Source organism: Streptomyces stelliscabiei, from assembly GCF_014873495.1.
GTDB classification, from domain to species: domain Bacteria; phylum Actinomycetota; class Actinomycetes; order Streptomycetales; family Streptomycetaceae; genus Streptomyces; species Streptomyces bottropensis.
Genome location: NZ_JADBGF010000001.1, coordinates 496,567 through 514,606 on the forward strand (window position 1 = coordinate 496,567; position 18,040 = coordinate 514,606).

Here is an 18,040-nt window from a genome sequence, read left to right on the forward strand (position 1 = left end):
CCTTTCTGGATTCTCGAACTCATGAATCTCGTGACCCATGTGCTGACGACGTCACTTGACGAGGACCGTTCCGTCGCCGGGGCGGTGGTCGCGGGAGCGGCGGAGGTCGCTGAATGCGAACGTCCGCTGGAGCCAGCGGTCACGGCCGTCGTAGCGCGGGGTGAACGCCGAACGGCCGTGCAGGGTGACCCGGTTGTCGACGACGGCGAGGTCGCCGGGGCGCAGGCGTACCGAGGTGTACGTCCGGTGGGCCACCTCGGCCAGTTCGGCGAGGGCCGTTCGGGCCTCGGGGGTCACGCCCCGGGTGGCCGCCTCGTCGAAGCACCAGTCGGGGTCGTCCGGGTCGCCGGTGAGGACGGCATGCGCGGTGCCCTGACCGACCTGGCCGAAGGACGGCGGGGCCTCGGTGACGTACTCGGGGCGCCCGAGCGCGGCCCGGGTGGTCGGCGTCAGCAGGGGCAGGACGCGGCGTACGCAGCTGGTGCGCAGTTCGGCGACGCCCTCGTGGTCGGCCCGCAGGCACAGCAGCATGACGTAGTCGGGGCGGTGGGGGTGGAAGGCGTTCTCGGTGTGGAAGGTGAGTTCGACCGAGCCGACGTTGCCCTGGACCTTCTCCTGACCGGGCACCGGGACCACGTCCTGGACCAGTGCGCCGGACTTCTCCGCCGCGAACGCGGCCGGGTCGCCGAGCCCGGCCGCGAACAGCAGCAGTGTCGCCGCCGCCAGGGTGGGGGTGTGCTGGACGGAGCCCTTCACCATGGGGGTGGAGGGCAGGTCGGCGGCGCCGATGGGCAGCCGCCGCAGGACGAGGGCGCCGTCGGGGCCGGAGTTCCTGCGGAACTCCCGTATCGGACGTCGTACTTCGGCCGGGGCGTCCTCCCAGGCGTGGCGGGCCCGGCCCACCCAGACGGGGTCGTCGACCCGGTCCCCCGCCTCGTCCAGCAGACCGCTCGTCACCCGGGCCAGTACGGCGAGGTCCAAGGCACCGAGGCGCACCGTTCCGTCGTCGGTGGCGGGGCGGGGGGGCCGCGCCGGGTCCGCGGGTGCCGTCGTCGAATCGACGCTGATCACGTCGTGTTCACTTCCGTTCCGTACGTCGCATGAAAGGCCGTCGCGTGTTTGAGGCCGGCGCATGGATTCGGCCGTCGCGTGGATTCGGCCGGGGCGGTCAGGCGTCCATGGCGTCGACGAGGCTCTGGGGGCGCAGGTCGGTCCATTCGCGCTCGACGTACTCCAGGCAGGCGGTGCGGCTGTCCGGGCCGAAGACGGTGGTCCAGCCGGCGGGGACGTCGGTGAAGTCGGGCCACAGGGAGTGCTGGTTCTCGTCGTTGACCAGGACCCGGTAGGTGCCGTCGGGGTTCTCGAAGGGGTTGGTCATGGCGGGTCGGTGTTCCTTTCGGGAGCCGGGAGGCGCTTTGCCTCCCGGTGCAGGGGAGTTGGGCCACGGTTCCGGCCGAGAGTCCGGGCGGTGTGGTCGGTCGTCAGGTCGATGTGGTGGGCGGCAGGCCGGTCCGTGCGGCTCGCCTCACCGTTCGACGAAGTCCCAGTAGCGGGAGATCGCGGCTTCGTCGATGTCCGGGATCGCGACCGCCAGATCCCGCAGCCGCTGGAGCGTCCTGTCGTTGTCGAACTCCAGGGTCGGCTGCCGCTGGTCCGGCGCGTTCCTCGCGTGCTCTTCGAGATACGCCTGGTAGGGCAGGATCGGCAGGTCCTGTCCCCGTTCGCTCGCGTCCCACAGGCGCCGCAGCCACTCGGTGAGCGGGACCGGTTCGCAGACCGTCCCGCGCATCCGGTCGAGGCCGCTCATGAAGACGTCGGCGCCGACCCTGCGCGGGTGGTGGAGGTGGTGCACACGGGCGGTTCCCGTCCCGGTCAGGATCAGCCCCACGACGGCGCGGGCCAGGACGTCGACGGGGAGCAGCGCTTCCTCCAGGTCCGGTCCGACCGGATGGCAGCCGAGCGCGGCACAACTGGTGAGCAGCCGGGAGAACATGTCGTCCGGACTGACGGCACCGGTCGAGGTGTGCGCCCAGATGCGGCCGAGCCGGTGGATGGCGCCGGTGGCCCCCCGCTCGAAGGCACGCTCCACGAGCCGGTCCGCGACCCATTTGCTCGCCGCGTACCCGTGCCCGAACGGGTGTTCCTCACCAGCGATCGGCGAATCCTCCGTCACCAGCCGGGAGTCCTGGCCGAGCCCGAACACACCGAGGGTGGAGAGGTGGTGGAACGCCTTCGGCCGGCCTTCGGCGGCCAGGCGCAGCAGGGTCCGGGTGCCCTCCACGTTGGCCGGCTTCAGCCGGCCGTACGGTGAGAGGTGATGGACGTGTGCGCCGCTGTGCACGATCGTGTCGACCCGCTCGCGCAGCCCCGCCCAGTCCGCGGGGTCGAGGCCGAGGTCCGCTGCCGCCAGGTCACCCCGGACGACGTTCAGCCGCGGCTCGTCCGGCGTCGGACCGAGGTCGATGCCATAGCGCCGCAGGGCCCCAGTCAGCCGCTCGCCGGCCTCGTCGTCGGTTTGCGCACGGACCAGGCAGTGCACCCGCGCCGACGTCCGGTGCAGCAGCTCGGCCAGGAGGAAGGCTCCGACGAACCCCGTGGCCCCGGTCAGCAGAATCTCCCGAGGACCGTCGCCATACGCGACGGCGTGCCGCGTGTCAGGTGGGGCGGACGGGGATGTGCCGGACGTGAAGCGCAGGGCCGGACTCAGCTCGGCTTCCGAGTCCGGCACCCACAACGTGGTGTGCGGGGCGCCCCCGGTGAGGTGGCGGGCCAGTCCCGCCGGGGTCGGCGCTTCGAGGAGCGCCGACAGGCTGAACCGGACCGCCAGCGCCTCCCCGATCCTCCCGGCCAGCCGGACGGCGAGCAGGGAGTGACCGCCCAGCGCGAAGAAGTCGTCGTCGGCGGAGACCTCGGGCACCCCCAGCACCTCGGCGAACAGCCCGCACAGCAGGGCCTCTCGTTCGGTCCGCGGCGCCCGGCCGGTACCGGCGGCGGTGTCCGGCGGGGCGGGCAGTGCCCTGCGGTCGAGCTTGCCGTTGGCGTTCAACGGGATCGCGTCGACCTCGACGAACGCGGACGGCACGAGGTGGGCGGGGAGGACGGCGGCGAGCCGGGCCTTCAATTCGTCGGCCGCCAGGGCTGTTTCGGCGCCCGGTACGACGTACGCCACCAGCCGCTGGTCTCCCGGACGGTCCTCGCGGGCGATCACCGCGGCCCGCTCGACGCCGTCCAGCGCGGTCAGGGCGGTCTCGATCTCGCCGGGCTCGATCCGATAGCCCCGTATCTTGACCTGGTCGTCGACGCGTCCGGCGTACTCCAGGACTCCGGCGTGGTTCCAGCGGGCCCGGTCGCCCACCCGGTACATCCGGGTGCCGGGCGGGCCGTACGGGTCGGCGACGAACCGCTCGGCGCTCTGGCCGGGCCGGCCGGCGTAGCCGCGGGCGAGTCCGGCGCCGGCCAGGTAAAGCTCGCCCCACACCCCGTCGGGGACGGGCTGGAGGCGTGGGTCGAGCACGTACACGCGCGCGTTGCCGATGGGGCGGCCGATCGGCACCGGCCCCGCGTCGAGGCGGTCGTGGGGTTCGAGGCGGTGGACGACGCAGCCGACGGTCGCCTCGGTCGGCCCGTACTCGTTGATCACTACGGCGCCGGGGTGCCGGTCGCGCCATGCCTGGAGCGCGGTGCCGTCGAGTGCCTCGCCGCCGATGACCAGGTTCCGGGCGTCGCTGACGCGGTCGGGCAGCGACTCCAGGAGCCGCAGATGGCTCGGGGTGACCTTGAGCAGGGCGGATGGCGGTGTGTCCTGGTCGAGGTCAGCGAACCGCACCCGTCCGCCTGTGACGAGCGGGGTGAACAGCGTGGTCACCGGCATGTCGAAGGCGAGGGAGGTGTGCACCAGGGACTCGCCGGACGCGGCCGGGTACATCGCCGCGGCCTCGCTCAAGTAGACGGCGAGCGAACCGTGTTCGACGACCACGCCCTTCGGGCGGCCCGTCGATCCGGAGGTGTAGATCAGGTAGGCGGCCTGGTGGGGGTGGACGGGCACACCCAGGTCGCCGTCGGGGAGATCGTCCGGGGCGGCCGGGTAGGTGTCCACGTCCAGCACGATCCGCGCGCCCGCGTCGGCGACCAGCGCGTCGATCCGCGCACGCGGGTTGGCCGGATCGACCGGCAGATAGGCCGCCCCGGTCTTCAGGACCGCGAGCAACGCCACGACCACGTCCGGCCGGCGTGGCAGCACCACGGCGACGACGGTCTCGGGTCCCGCGCCGAGGGCGATCAGGTGTCGGGCGAGCCGGTTGGCGCGACGGTTCAGTTCGTCGTACGTCAGCCCCGTGGTTCCGGTGGCGTCCTCACCGTCCGCGACGACGGCCACCGCGTGCGGGGTGTGCTTCACCTGGGCCTCGAACATCTCCGGCAGCGACGCCCCCGGCAGCGGTCGGCCGGTGTCGTTGCGGCGGACGAGCACGTCCTCGCGTTCGGCGGGGGTGAGCAGGGGCAGGGCGTGCAGGGGACGCGCCGGGTCGGCGGTCACCTCCTCCAGCAGCCGCAGATAGCGGTCGGCGATGCCCTCGGCGGTGGCGCGGTCGAACAGGTCCGAGGCGTACTCGACCGATCCGGACCAGCCGCCCTCGCCCCGCTCGCCGGTCTCGACGAGCGTCAGGGACAGGTCGAACTTGGCCCGGTCGCCGGGCACGTCCCCGACGGTCACGTCGAGGCCGGGCAGCGTGGGGGCGACCGCCTGCTGGTTGACCGTCAGCATGACCTGGAACAGGGGGTGCCGGGAGCGTGAGCGCGCCGGGTTGAGGACCTCGACCAGTTGCTCGAACGGCACGTCGGTGTGGTCGTACGCTGCCACGTCCCTCCTGCGCACCCGGTCGAGGAGTTCCTCGAAGGTGGGGTCGCCGGAGGTGTCGGCGCGCAGCGCCAGGGTGTTGGCGAACAGGCCGACGAGGTCTTCGAGGGCGGTGTCCGGGCGGCCCTCCACGGGCGTGCCGATCACGATGTCGTCACCCGCGCCGAGCCGGTCGAGCAGGGTGACGAGTGTGGCGTGCAGCACCATGAAGGCGCTGGCGCCCCGCTCCCGGCCGAGCGTCTCGACCCGGTCGCGCAGCACGGCCGGCACCGTGAAGGGCACGGTGCCACCGCGCTGGGAGGCGACGGCGGGCCGGGGCCGGTCGGTGGGCAGCTCGGTCTGTTCGGGGATCCCGGCCAGTTCCTCGGTCCAGAAATCGAGCCGGTCGGTGGGCAGTTCGCGTTCCCACAGCGCGTAGTCGGCGTACTGCAGGGGCAGCGGGGCCCAGTCGGGAGCGCGGCCGGCGAGACGGGCGGTGTAGGCGGTGGAGAGGTCGGCGGCGAGGGGCCGCATGGAGGTGCCGTCGCCCGCGATGTGGTGCAGGAGCAGCAGCAGGGCGTGCTCCCGCTCTCCGTCGGTGAACAGCACGGCGCGGATGGGCGGTTGGTGGTCCAGGGCGAACGGGAGCCGGGCGGCCTCGGCCAGCCCGGTGTCGAAGTCGGCCGGGTCGGGGTCGGCCGGGTCGTACGACCGGATCGTGAAGCGCGGTTCCGTGTCGACGACGACCTGGTGCGGTCCCTCGGGCCCGTCGGCGATCACGGTGCGCAGCACGTCGTGCCGTCGGCACAGGTCGCCGAAGGCGTCCCGCAGGGCGTCCCGGTCGAGGGCGCCGGTCATCCGCAGGACCACGGGGATGGTGTACGTGCGGGACTGGCCGTCGAGCCGGTCGAGGAACCACATCCGGCGCTGTGCCGCCGACAGGGGCACCCGCTCGGGCCGTTCGCGCCGGACCAGCGGCGGCCTGGCGGCCCGTGTCGACCGACCCTCCAGCAGTTGAGCGAGCCCAGCGACGGTCGGGTGCTCGAAGACCTCCCGGATGGACAGCTCCGCCCCGAGGCCCGCGCGGATCCGGTTGACCAGCCGGGCGACGAGCAGGGAGTGGCCGCCGCGGTGGAAGAAGTCGTCGTCGGCGCCCACGTCGGGCACGCCGAGGACGGCGGCGAAGAGATCCGCCACGCGCCGTTCCGTGCCGTCGGCGGGTGGCCTGCCCGTGCCTCCGGGGGTGCGGTCGGGCGCGGGCAGCGCCTTGCGGGCGATCTTGCCGTTGGCGGTCAGCGGCAGCTTCTCCAGGACGACGAACGCGGCCGGGACCATGTAGTCGGGCAGGGCCCGCGCCGCCGCGGCGCGCAGCGCGGCCGGGTCCGCCGGGTGATCCGGCTCCGGCACCACGTAGGCGACGAGGCGCTTGTCGCCGGGGGTGTCCTCGCGGACGACCACGGCGGCGGCGTCGATCCCGGGCCGGGCCGTGAGCACGGCCTCCACCTCGCCGAGTTCGATGCGGAAGCCGCGGATCTTCACCTGGTCGTCGACGCGGCTGACGAACTCCAGCCGACCGGCGGCCGTCCAGCGGGCCAGGTCGCCCGTGCGGTACATCCGGGTACCGGGCGCACCGTACGGATCGGCGACGAAGCGGCCGGCGGTCAGTGCGGGGCGGCCGTGGTAGCCGCGGGTGACGAGGTCGCCCGCGACGTACAGTTCGCCGGCGGTGCCCACGGGTGCGGGGCGCAGCAGCGCGTCCAGCACGTACATCCGGGTGTTCCAGGCGGGTGTGCCGATGGTGATGACACCGGGCGGCACGGCGTCGCCGGGTTCGATGCGGAACAGGCTGCAGCCGATGGTGGTCTCGGTCGGGCCGTACTCGTTGAGGACGGTCACGCCGGGGTGCCGGGCGCGCCAGGCGTCCAGTACGTCGCCGAGCAACGACTCGCCGCCGAGGACGAGTTGGCCCTCCGGCGAGTACTCCTCGGGCACCACGCCCAGCAGGTGCAGATGGCTGGGGGTGGCCTTGACGAAGTCGGGCCGGGTGACGGTCGCGTCCGGGTCGGGGCCGCTCGCGCTCCAGCGGACCAGTTCCACGGTGCCGCCGGAGATCAGCGGCCCGAACATACCGGTGGCGGTGAGGTCGAAGGAGACCGGTGAGTGCACCAGGACGCGTCGGCGCAGGCTCTCGTACTCTTGGGTCGCCCACGCCAGGTAGGCGACCAGCGAGCGGTGTTCGACGACGACCGCCTTGGGCCGTCCGGTGGAGCCCGAGGTGAAGATGACGAACGCGGCGTGTTCGGGCCGACGGTCCACGGCGGTGAGCGGGCCGGAGGGTCGTGCGGCGATCGCCGGGTCGGCCGTCGACACGACCGGCGCGTCCGTCAAGGAGCGGACGGTCGCGGCGAGTTCGGCCGTGGTGACCACGGCGACCGGCGCGATGTCCCCCAGCATGAAGGCGAGCCGGTCGGCCGGGTGCGCCGGGTCGAGTGGCAGATAGCCGGCGCCGGTCTTCAGGGCGGCCAGCAGGGTCACCGGGATGTCCTCGGAGACCGGCACCAGCACGGCGACGTACCGCTCGGGACCGGCGCCGAGGCCGATCAGGTGCCTGGCCAACCGGTTGGCACGGGCGTCGAGTTCGGCGTAGGACAGCTCGGTCGCGCCGAACACGACGGCAGGGGCGTCCGGGGAGAGGGCGGCCTGGGCCTCGAACAGGTCGGTGAGCGTCCGGGACGGCACCTCGTGGTCGTTGCTGTTCCACTCGGTGAGCAGCAGCCGTCGCTCGTCTGCGTCCACGACGTCGAACTCCCCGACCGGGCGGTCGGGTTCGGCGACGACGGCGGTGAGCAGCCGGGTGAAGCGCTCGGCGATACGGGCGGCCGATTCGCGGTCGAAGAGGTCGGTGGCGAACTCCAGGAGTCCGCCGATCCCGCCCTCGGGCCGCTCGGTGAGGAAGAACGACAGGTCGAACTTGGCGGCGGGCGACGCGACCGGCCGCACCCGGGCCGTGAGGCCGGGCAGGTCGACGGCGAGGTCGAGGGCCGCCTGCTGGTCGGCGTTGTTGAAGTTCAGGCCGGTCTGGAACAGCGGGTGCCGGGCGGTGGAGCGTGCCGGGTTGACCGCCTCCACGACCCGTTCGAACGGCACGTCCTGGTGGGCGTAGGCGGCCAGGTCTGCGGCCCGCACCCGGCGCAGCACCTCGGTGAAGTCGGGGTCACCGGTCAGGTCGGTGCGCAGGACGAGGTTGTTGGCGAAGAAGCCGACCAGGGGGGTGAGGGCCTCGTCCGTGCGGTTCGCGACGGGTGAGCCGATCACGATGTCGTCGCCCGCGCCGAGCCGGTGCAGCAGGGTGGCCAGCGCGGCGTGCACGACCATGAAGACGGTCGTGTGATGCTCGCGGGCGAGCCGGACCAGGGCCTCGTGGACAGCGGGCTCGACCGAGAGGGGCACGGTGTCGCCCCGGTGGGTGGGGACGGCGGGCCGGGGCCGGTCGAAGGGCAGCTCCAGCTGCTCGGGCAGCCCGGCGAGCGTCGTACGCCAGTGGTCGAGTTGCCGGGAGAGAGCGCTCGCCGGGTCGTCCGCCTCGCCCAGCGCCTCCCGCTGCCACACCGCGAAGTCGGCGTACTGGACGGGGAGTCGGGCCCAGCCGGGGGCCTCTCCCCTGGCGCGGGCCGTATACGCGTCGGCGAGGTCGCGGGCGAGCGGGGCCATGGAGGCGCCGTCGCCGGCGATGTGGTGCAGGACCAGCAGCAGCACGTGTTCGCCCCCGCCGAGGTCGAACAGGGTGGCGCGCAGCGGCGGTTGGGCGGTGAGGTCGAACGGGGTGCGGACGGCGTCGGCCAGTCCGGCGGCGAGCCCCTCCTCGTCGACATCCACCACGCTCAGCGGCGGCACGGACGCCAGGACCACCTGGTGGGGTCCGTGCTCGTCCTCGGCGAAGACCGTGCGCAGCGCCTCGTGCCGCTCCGCCAGGTCGTCCAGGGCGGCGGTGAGCGCGGCCACGTCCAGGTCACCGGTCAGCCGCAGCGCGACGGGCAGGTTGTACGTCGGGGACGGGCCCTCGAAGCGGTGCAGGAACCACAGGCGTTCCTGCGCGTACGACAGCGGAACGCGGCCCTCGCGGAGCAGTGCCGTGACGCCGGTGCGGCGCGGGCCGCTTCCGTCGAGCCGGGACGCGAGCTTCGCCACGGTGGTCGCCTCGAACAGGACCGACAGTTCGAGGTCGGTGTCGAGGGCGGCGCGGATGCGGCTCGCCAGCCGGGTGACCAGCAGGGAGTGTCCGCCGAGCGCGAAGAAGTCGTCGTCGATCGAGACCTCGGGGACGCGCAGCACCTCGGCGAACAGGCCGCACAGGATCTCCTCCTGCGGGGTGCGCGGGCCGCGCCCGGCGGTGTGTGCGAGATCGGGGACCGGCAGGGCCCGGCGGTCGAGCTTGCCGTTCGGGGTGAGCGGCAGCACGTCCAGGGTGACGATCTGGGCCGGGACCATGTACTCGGGCAGCCGTGCCGCGAGGCGGTCCCGCAATGTCTCCGCGTCGACCGGGACGCCCGGGGCCGGGACGACGTAGCCGACGAGCCACTGCCCGTGCACGGCCGCGGCGGCGCGGGCGACGGCCGGGTGATCGGTGAGCGCGTCCTCGATCTCGCCGAGTTCCACGCGGAAGCCGCGCAGCTTCACCTGGTTGTCGGCGCGTCCGAGGTACTCCAGCTCGCCGTCCGCCGTCCAGCGCGCCAGGTCCCCGGTGCGGTACATACGCGCTCCGGGCGGCCCGTACGGGCTCGCGACGAACCGTTCGGCCGTGAGCGCGGGCCGGTCGAGATACCCACGGGCCAATTGGACGCCCTCGACGTACAGTTCACCGGGCGCTCCGGGGGCGACCGGTGCCAGCGTCGCGTCGAGCACGTAGGCGCGGGTGTTGGCGACGGGTCCGCCGATCAGCACGGTCTCGGTGTCCGCCGGCGCGGCCCAGGCGGTGACGTCGACCGCGGCCTCGGTGGGGCCGTAGGCGTTGAGGAGCACGGCGCGGGAGTCGTCGTGGAAGCGGCGGACGAGCTCGGCGGGCAGGGCCTCGTCCCCGGAGACGACCAGGCGTACGGAGTCCGGCAGCCCGGTCTCGGCCAGGTAGGCGCCGAGCATGGAGGCGCTGAGGTGGACGACGGCCACGGACTCCTCGCGCATCAGCCGCTCCAGGTAGAGCGGGTCACGGTGGCCGTCGGGCCGGGCGACGACGAGGGTGCCGCCGTACATCAGGGTCCAGAAGACCTCCCACACCGACACGTCGAAGCTGACCGGGGTGGACTGCAGCACCCGCTCGCCCGGGGCGAGTCGGTGGTCGCGCTGCATCCACCACAGCCGGTTCGCCATGCCCGCGTAGGTGTTGACGGTGCCCTTGGGGCGGCCGGTGGAGCCCGAGGTGTAGATGACGTACGCGGAGTTGTCCGCATGGGCCGTCACCCCGGGGTTGTCCTCGGGGCCCTCGGCAACGGGCGGGATCCGTTCGAAGCCGTCCGCGTCGCGGTCGGCGATCAGCAGCCGGGCGCCGGAGTCGGCGAGGATGTAGGCGATCCGGTCGGCCGGGTAGCCGGTGTCGATCGGTACGTACGCGGCGCCCGCCTTGAGCACCGCCCACAGGGCCACCATCAGGTCGACCGAGCGGGGCAGCATCACGGCGACCCGTGACTCGGGTCCGACGCCCCGCTCGCGCAGGGCGTGGGCGAGCCGGTTCACCCGGGCGTTGAACTCTCCGTAGGTGACGCTCGCGCCCTGGAACCGGACCGCCTCGGCGTCGGGAGTGCGCAGGGCGTGCGCCTCCAGCAGGTCGACCGCCGACCTCTCTGCGTCGAACGACACGGTGGTGTCGTTCCAGCCGGTGAGCACCAGGGCGCGGTCGTCGTCGCCGAGGACGTCGACCTCGGCGAGCCGTTGACCGGGGTCGGCGGTGACACGCTCCAGGACGCGGACGAAGCGGGCCGCGAAGCTCTCGGCCGTACGGCGGTCGTAGAGGTCGGTGGCGTACTCCAGGCGGCACAGCAGGCCGCCACCCTCGTGGACGTGGCAGTCGAAGTGCACGTCGAACTTGGCGGTCCCGCTGGTGACCGGGCCGGGGTCCGCGCTGACGCCGGGCAGGTCGAAGCGGGCCTCGGTGAGGTCGAGCCAGGCCAGCATCACCTGGAAGAAGGCGTGCCGGGAGCGGGAGCGCTCCGGGTTCAGCTCCTCCACGAGGCGTTCGAAGGGGACGCCCTGGTGGGCGTAGGCGGCGAGGCCCGTCTCCCGGACGCGGACGAGCAGTTCCTCGAAGCTCGGGTCGCCGGAGGTGTCCATGCGGTAGACGAGGGTGTTGATGAAGACGCCGACCACGTCGTCGAGGACGGAGTCGGGCCGGTCGGCGATCACACCGCCGAGCGGGATGTCCTCACCCGCGCCGAGCCGGGTCAGCAGCAGGGACACGGCGGCCTGGAGGACCATGAACGGGGTCGTGCGGGTGCGTCCTGCCAGGTCCAGCATCCGCTGGTACAGCTCGGGGGCGACGCGGAACTCGACGTGGTCGCCGCGGTGGGTGGCCACCGCCGGGCGCGGCCGGTCACCGGGGAAGGTGACCTCGGGCGGCAGGCCGTCCAGGTGCTGCTTCCAGTACTCGATCTGGCGGGGCAGGTCGGTGGCGAGCGTCTCGCGCTGCCAGATCGCGAAGTCCGGGTACTGCACGGTCAGTTCGGGGAAGCCCGACGTGTCGGCGCCGGTCCGGGCGCGGTAGCCGGTGGTGATGTCCTCGGCCATCGGACGCAGCGAGGCACCGTCCGCGGCGATGTGGTGCACGACCAGCAGCAGGACGTACGTGTCCGGCCCGGTCTCGTACAGCGTCGTCCGCAGGGGCACGTCGCGGGTCAGGTCGAAGGGGCGGCCCGCGTCGGCGGCGAGGTCGGGGGCGGCGTCGCGGACGTACTGCGTGGTGTAGGGCGTCTCGGGCGGCAGGACCACCTGGTGGGGGCCCTCGACGTCCTCCGGGTAGACCGTGCGGAGCGCCTCGTGGCGGGCTACCAGCTCGGCCAGCGCGCCGGCGAGGGCGTCCGTGTCGAGGGTGCCGGTCAGCCGGATCGCGAGGGGGATGTTGTAGGTGCCGGAGGAGCCCTGGAGGCGTTGCAGGAACCACATGCGTTCCTGGGCGAACGACAGCGGGACACGGCCGGGCCGTTCCTCGGCGGTGATGCGTTTGGCCTGGGGGGCCAGGCTGGTCAGTCGTTCGGCGACGCCGGCGACGGTCGGGGCGGCGAAGAGGTCGCGCAGCGACAGGTCGACGCCGAACTCGTCGCGCACCCGGTGCACCAGACGGATCATCAGAATCGAGGTGCCGCCGAGTGCGAAGAACTCGTCGTCTACACCGACGCGTTCGACGCCGAGGACGTCGGCGACGATGGCGCACAGGGACGTCTCCTCGGGCGAGCGGGGCTCGCCGCCGCCGGCCGGGGCCACCGGCGCGGCACGGGTCTCCACCCGCGCGGCGCCCATGACGAGCAGTCGGTCCGCGTCGTCGACCTCGATCAACTCGCTTGCCGGGACGTCGAGTTCGACCATCGCGTCGCCGAATCGGCCGAACAGTCCGGACAGGAGGTCGGCCAGGCGGGTGACGGCCGGGGGGTCGAAGGCTCCGGCGAGGTAGGAGAACTTCAGCCGCAGCCGTGCGCCGGGGAAGACCGACAGGGTGACCGGGTAGTGGGTGCGCTCGACGAGATCGGCGTGGGCCAGGCGCAGACCGCCGGCCTCGATGCCGTCGTCCATCGGGTAGTTCTCGAAGGCGACGATGGTGTCGAACAGCGCGTCGAAGCCGGAGGCGCGGGTCAGTTCCGCCAGCGAGGCGTGCTGGTGGGCGTGGAGGGACCGCTGTTCCCGCTGGAGCCGGGTCAGCAGCGCGGCCAGTGTCTCGTCCCGGTCGATCCGCACCCGGACCGGCAGGGTGTTCACGAACAGGCCGAGCATCGACTCCGCGCCGGGCAGCTCGGGCGGGCGCCCGGAGACGGTCGCGCCGAACACGACGTCGTCCCGGCCGGTGAAGGCGCCCAGCAGCAGCCCCCACAGGCCCTGCACCACGGTGTTGAGCGTGAGCCGGTGCGCGCGGGCCGTCGACACCAGCGCGTCGGTGAGCGCCTCGGACAGCATCAGTTCGTGGACGTCGTGCCCGTCGGAGGCGCGGTCGGCCCGCGCGAGCAGGGTGGGGGCCCGCAGCCCGTCGAGGCGCCGCCGCCACAGCCCGGCCGTGGTCTCGTGGTCCTGCCGGTCGAGCCAGGACAGATAGTCGCGGTACGGGGTGGTCGGCGGCAGTTCGGCGCCGCCGTACAGGGTGAACAGTTCGCGTACGAGCAGGGGCAGGGACCAGCCGTCGAGCAGCAGGTGGTGGTGGGTCAGCACGAGGCGGCGGTCGCCGAGGGCGGTGAACCGCAGCAGGGGCGGGCGGACGACGCTGAAGCCGCGGGCGCGGTCGCGGGCGAGGAAGGCAGCCAGGTCGTCCTCGTCGCGCTCCTCCCAGGGGACCTTCACGTCGGCGGGGACGACCTGCACGGGGGCGCCCGCCGAGCGGCTGCGGAAGGCGGACCTCAGGTTCGGGTGGCGGTGCAGCAGGGCGGTGGCGGCGGCCCGCATCCGCTCGGGGTCGAAGCCGCCGTCGGTCTCCAGGACGAGCTGGCCGACGTAGGGGTCCTCGGGCTCGTACAGCGCGAGGAAGAGCAGGCCCTCCTGGAGCGGGGAGAGGGGCAGGACGTCGGTGGCGCCCCGGAACCGGTCCAGTTCCTCCTGGGTGATGCGGACGAGGGGCACGTCGGAGACGGTGAGGCCGCCCCGGGTGTGCGCGGCCAGTTCGGTCAGGGCCTCGGTCCACGCCTCGGCGAGGGCGTGTACGTCGGCCTCCGTGAGGACGCCCGGGGGGTAGGTCCACTCGGCGGTCAGTTCGCCGTCACGGACGTGGGCGTCGATCTGGAGGGCGTGGGTGAGCGCGAGGTCGTCGTCGGCCAGCAGGTCGACGGCGGCCTCACCGTCGGCGAGGTGCCAGCCACCGAGATCGTGCGCGTCCAGACGGCCCAGGTAGTTGAAGGCGATCTGGGGCGCTCGCAGTCCGGTGAGCCGGTCGCGCAGCAGGTCGTGGCCGCGACCGCCGTGCGGGACGGCGCGCAGCTCCTCCTTGGTGCGCTTGATGAGGCGGGCTCCGGTCTCGGTGCCGGCGCCCAGGCGCACCGGGTGGATACGGGTGAACCAGCCGACGGTGGTGGACAGGTCCGTCCCGGGCGGGAGGTGATCGCGGCCGTGGCCCTCCAGGTCGACCAGGACCTGCCCTTCGCCCCGCCGGCGTTGTACGGCGGCCGAGAGCGCGGCGAGCAGGATGTCGTCCGGGGTGGCCCGGTAGGCGGCGGGCAGGGTGGCCAGCAGGGTCCGGGTGAGGTCGGCCGGGACGGTGACGGTGACCGAGCGGGCGGTGCCGTGGACGTCCCGGGCGGGGTCGAGGGGGCGGGCGCCGAGCACGGGTTCCGGGGTGGACAGCAGGTCGGTCCAGAGCGGGAGTTCGTCGAGGGGGGCCCGGAGGAGTCCGGCCCAGCGGCGCAACGAGGTTCCGGGCGGGGAGAGTTCGGCGCCCTTGAGTGCCTCGGCGAGGTCGGTCAGCAGGATGCGCCAGGACACGCCGTCGACGACCAGGTGGTGCAGGACGAGCAGCAGCCGGCCGGGGTGCGCGGGTCCGTGGTCGAACCACACCGCCCGGACCATCACGCCGTCGTCGGGTGACAGCGCGCGACGCGCGGCCTCCTTGTGTTGGGCCACCTCCGCGTCGCGGGCGGCCACGTCCTCGCCCGGTCCGGCCTCATCCTGCCCGCCCGCGTCCTCGCACCGGGCGTGGGTGAGGCAGTCCTCGGCCCGTACGGCACCCACCGGCCGGATGTACCGGCCGCGCATACGCAGGGCGTCGTGGCGGTCGAGGACCTGCTGGAGGGCGGCGGCCAGCCGGTCGTACGACAGTCCGGGCCCGGTGGCCAGCAGCAGGGACTGGGCGAAGCCGGCCGTGGAGCCGGCCCGTTCGGCGAGGCGCCGGGCCATCGGGGTCTCGGGGAGTTCGCCGACCGGGTCGTCCTCGACGGGCGGGGCCGCCGGTGCCGTCGTGGTGACGGCGGCGAGCCGGGTGACGGTCGGGTGGTCGAAGACGTCCTGGGGTGTGAGGTGGAGGCCCTGTCGGCGGGCGCGGCTCACGAGCTGGATGGCGTGGATGCTGTCCGCGCCGAGGGCGAACAGGTCGTCGTCGACGCCCAGTTCGGGGCGGCCGAGCAGGGCGGCGGCGAGGGTGTGCAGGGTCCGCTCGGTGTCGGTGGAGGGGGCGCGTCCGCCGACCTGGCGGGCCGGGGCGGGCAGCGCGCGACGGTCGATCTTGCCGTTGGGGGTCACCGGGATCGACGGCAGGACGAACACGGTCACCGGCACCATGGGGGCGGGCAGCCGCCGCGCGAGATACGCGCGGGGGTCGCTCTCGGGGGTGCCGGTGGCGTAGCCGACCAGTTGGCGGGCGCCCGTGGCGGAGTCGTGGACGAGGACCACGGCCTGTTCGACGCCGGGTACGGTCGCGAGGACGGCCTCGACCTCGGCGGGTTCGACGCGCTGTCCGTTGATCTTGATCTGGTCGTCGGCGCGTCCGACGAAGTCCAGGCCCCCGTCGGCGCGGCGGCGCACCAGGTCGCCGGTGCGGTACATCCGGGTGCCGGCCGGGCCGTGGGGGTCGGCGACGAACCGTTCGGCGGTGGCGCCGGGCCGGTCGAGGTAGCCGCGCGCGAGCTGGACGCCCGCGAGGTACAGCTCACCGGTGACCCCGTCCGGCACCGGTCGCAGGGCCGGATCGAGGACGTAGGCGCGGGAGTTGTGGGTGGGCGTGCCGATGGTGACCGTCTCGCCGGGCACGCAGGCGTGGGAGGTGGCGGTGACCGAGAACTCGGTGGGGCCGTAGGAGTTGTGCAGCCGGGCCCCGCACACGCGGTGGAAGCGGTCGGCGAGTCCGGCGGACAGCGCCTCGCCGCCGCAGCTGACCATGCGCAGCGTGGCGCTCGGCGCGTCCTCGTACTCGTACTCGTCGAGGAAGGGGCCGAGCATGGCCGGGACGAAGTGGATGACGGTGATCTGCTCGTCGTGGACCAGCCGGGCCAGATAGGCCGGGTCCCGGTGGCCGTCGGGGCGGGCCACGACGAGGGTGGCGCCCCGGGTGAGGGTCCAGAACACCTCCCACACCGACACGTCGAATCCGACGGGTGTCTTGTGCACGACCCGGTCCGCACGGGTGAGCCGGTACTCGTCCTGCATCCAGGCCAGCATGTTGCCGATGCCGGCGTGGGTGACGACGGTGCCCTTGGGTCGGCCGGTGGTACCCGAGGTGTGGATGACGTACGCGGCGTGGTCCCCCCGCAGGACGACGCCGGGGTTGGTGTCGGGCTGCCCCTGACCGAGGGCGCGTACGTTGTCCTCGTCGAGGACGAGGGTCGCGCGGGAGTCGGCGACGAGGTACGCGATCCGGTCGGCCGGATAGCCGGTGTCGACGGGCACGTACGCGGCGCCGCTCTTCAGCACCGCCCACAGCGCGACGATCAGGTCGACCGAGCGCGGCAGCTTCACCGCGACCCGCGACTCCGGGCCCACGCCCCGCCCGCGCAGGGCGTGCGCGAGACGGTTCACGCGGGCGTTGAGTTCGCCGTACGTCAGCCGCTCGCCCTCGAAGGCGACGGCCTCGGCGGCCGGGTCCTGGGCCTCGAAGAGGTCCACCAGGGAGCGCGGGTCGATGGCGTGGCCGGTGTCGTTGTGGGCGTGGAAGCGCTCCCGCTCCGCGTCGTCGAGCAGGTCGAGGGCGCCGATGGGCCGGTCGGGGTGCTCGGTGGCGGCGGTGAGGAGGCGGGTGTAGCGGTCGCGGTGGGCGGCTGCCGTCCCGGGGGTGAAGCGGCCGGGGTGGGCGTTGACGGTGAGCTGGATGCCGTCGCCCGCCTCGGGGTCGCCGAACGCGTGCAGGGCGAGGTCGCGCACCGGGCCGGAGGCCAGCTGGTGCGCGTCCGCCTGAGTGGGGCCGAAGGGCAGGCGGGCGGCGGCGAAGGAGAGGACGTTCACGGACGGGCCGCTGAGAGTGCCCGGGTGGGCGGCGGCTGCGAGGTCGCGGCGGAGTTCGTCGTGCGGGTAGCGCTGGTGGCGGGACGCCTCGGCGAGCCGGGCGGCGACGCGGTCCAGCAGCTCGGTGAAGGTGGTGGAACCGTCGACACGGATGCGCAGCGGGACGTCGTTGACGAGCATGGCGGGCGTGGCCAGGGCCCGTGGGCTGAGCCGGGCGGCCATGAACACCCGGACGACCACGTCGTGGGCGCCGGTGACCCGGTGGGTGTGCGCGGCCATGGCGGCGATCACGGGAAGCGCCCAGCGGGACCCGGCGAGTCCGCGGACGCGCCGGGCGGTGGGCTCGGTCAGACGGCCGGTGGCGCTGGGGAGGCTGGGGGCGAGACCGGTGGTGTGGGAGGAGGGGGCCGAGGGGGCGGCGGTGCCGTCGGCGGGGGAACCGAGGATCGTGGCGCCGAGTTCGGTGGACTCGGGCAGGTCTGCGAACTCGCCGCGCCAGTAGGTGCCGTCTCGCTCGCGGCGGGGGGACTCCAGATAGGTCCGCTCCTCGGCAAGGACCTCGGACAGGGTGCCGAAGCCGCTCGCCGGCGGCTGCTCGCCCGCCGCCAGGGCCGTGTAGACCTCCAGCAGACGGCGGCAGTGCAGCACCTGTCCGTAGCCGTCGAGGAGGATGTGGTGGTACCGGAAGTGGAACCAGTGCCGGTCGGGGCCGAGCCGCAGCAGGGTGTGCCGGAACAGCCGGTCGCCGGTGACCGGCACCGGCCGGGCCAGATCGGCGTCGATCCAGGCACGGGCGGCACCGGCCGGATCGGCCTCGCCGCTCAGGTCGAGATACTCCAACTCCCCCTGGACGGACGGGTCCACGCTCTGGCGGACTGTCTCGCCGTCGTCCTCGAAGCGGACCCGCAGCGCCTCGGTCTCGGTCACGGCCCGCTCCACGGCACGGGCCAGCAGGGCGCGGTCCACGGGCCCGGGAACGTCGTAGTGGATGCCGCACGTGTAGAGCGGGCTGTCGGGGGTGAGGCGCTGGGCGACCCACACTCCGTGCTGGGCCGCCGTCAGCGGCAGGCCCTGATGCGTCGGGGCAGCACTCCGCAT

3 protein-coding genes are annotated in these 18,040 nt (G+C 73.6%); all 3 read right to left on the bottom strand.

All coding sequences use genetic code 11. From position 1 onward, the window contains the following. Positions 1 to 51: 51 nt before the first annotated feature. Entirely contained in the window at positions 52 to 1,071 is a 1,020-nt protein-coding gene (locus H4687_RS02115; RefSeq protein ID WP_404819264.1) for a TauD/TfdA family dioxygenase, read from the bottom strand. A 97-nt stretch (positions 1,072 to 1,168) separates the two neighbouring features. Next, the gene (locus tag H4687_RS02120) at positions 1,169 to 1,378 is read right to left on the bottom strand and encodes an MbtH family protein (protein WP_046919403.1); all 210 of its coding nucleotides are present in this window, start codon (positions 1,376 to 1,378) and stop codon (positions 1,169 to 1,171) included. Positions 1,379 to 1,525: 147 nt separating this feature from the next. Then, positions 1,526 to 18,040: a non-ribosomal peptide synthetase gene (locus H4687_RS02125; RefSeq protein ID WP_050398144.1), complete on the bottom strand. Its 16,515-nt coding sequence runs from the start codon at positions 18,038 to 18,040 to the stop codon at positions 1,526 to 1,528.

Excerpts from the sequence above, each read along its gene's own strand:
- H4687_RS02125 (WP_050398144.1), bottom strand. The coding sequence starts at position 18,040 with ATGCGGAGTGCTGCCCCGACGCATCAGGGCCTGCCGCTGACGGCGGCC.
- H4687_RS02120 (WP_046919403.1), bottom strand. The coding sequence starts at position 1,378 with ATGACCAACCCCTTCGAGAACCCCGACGGCACCTACCGGGTCCTGGTC.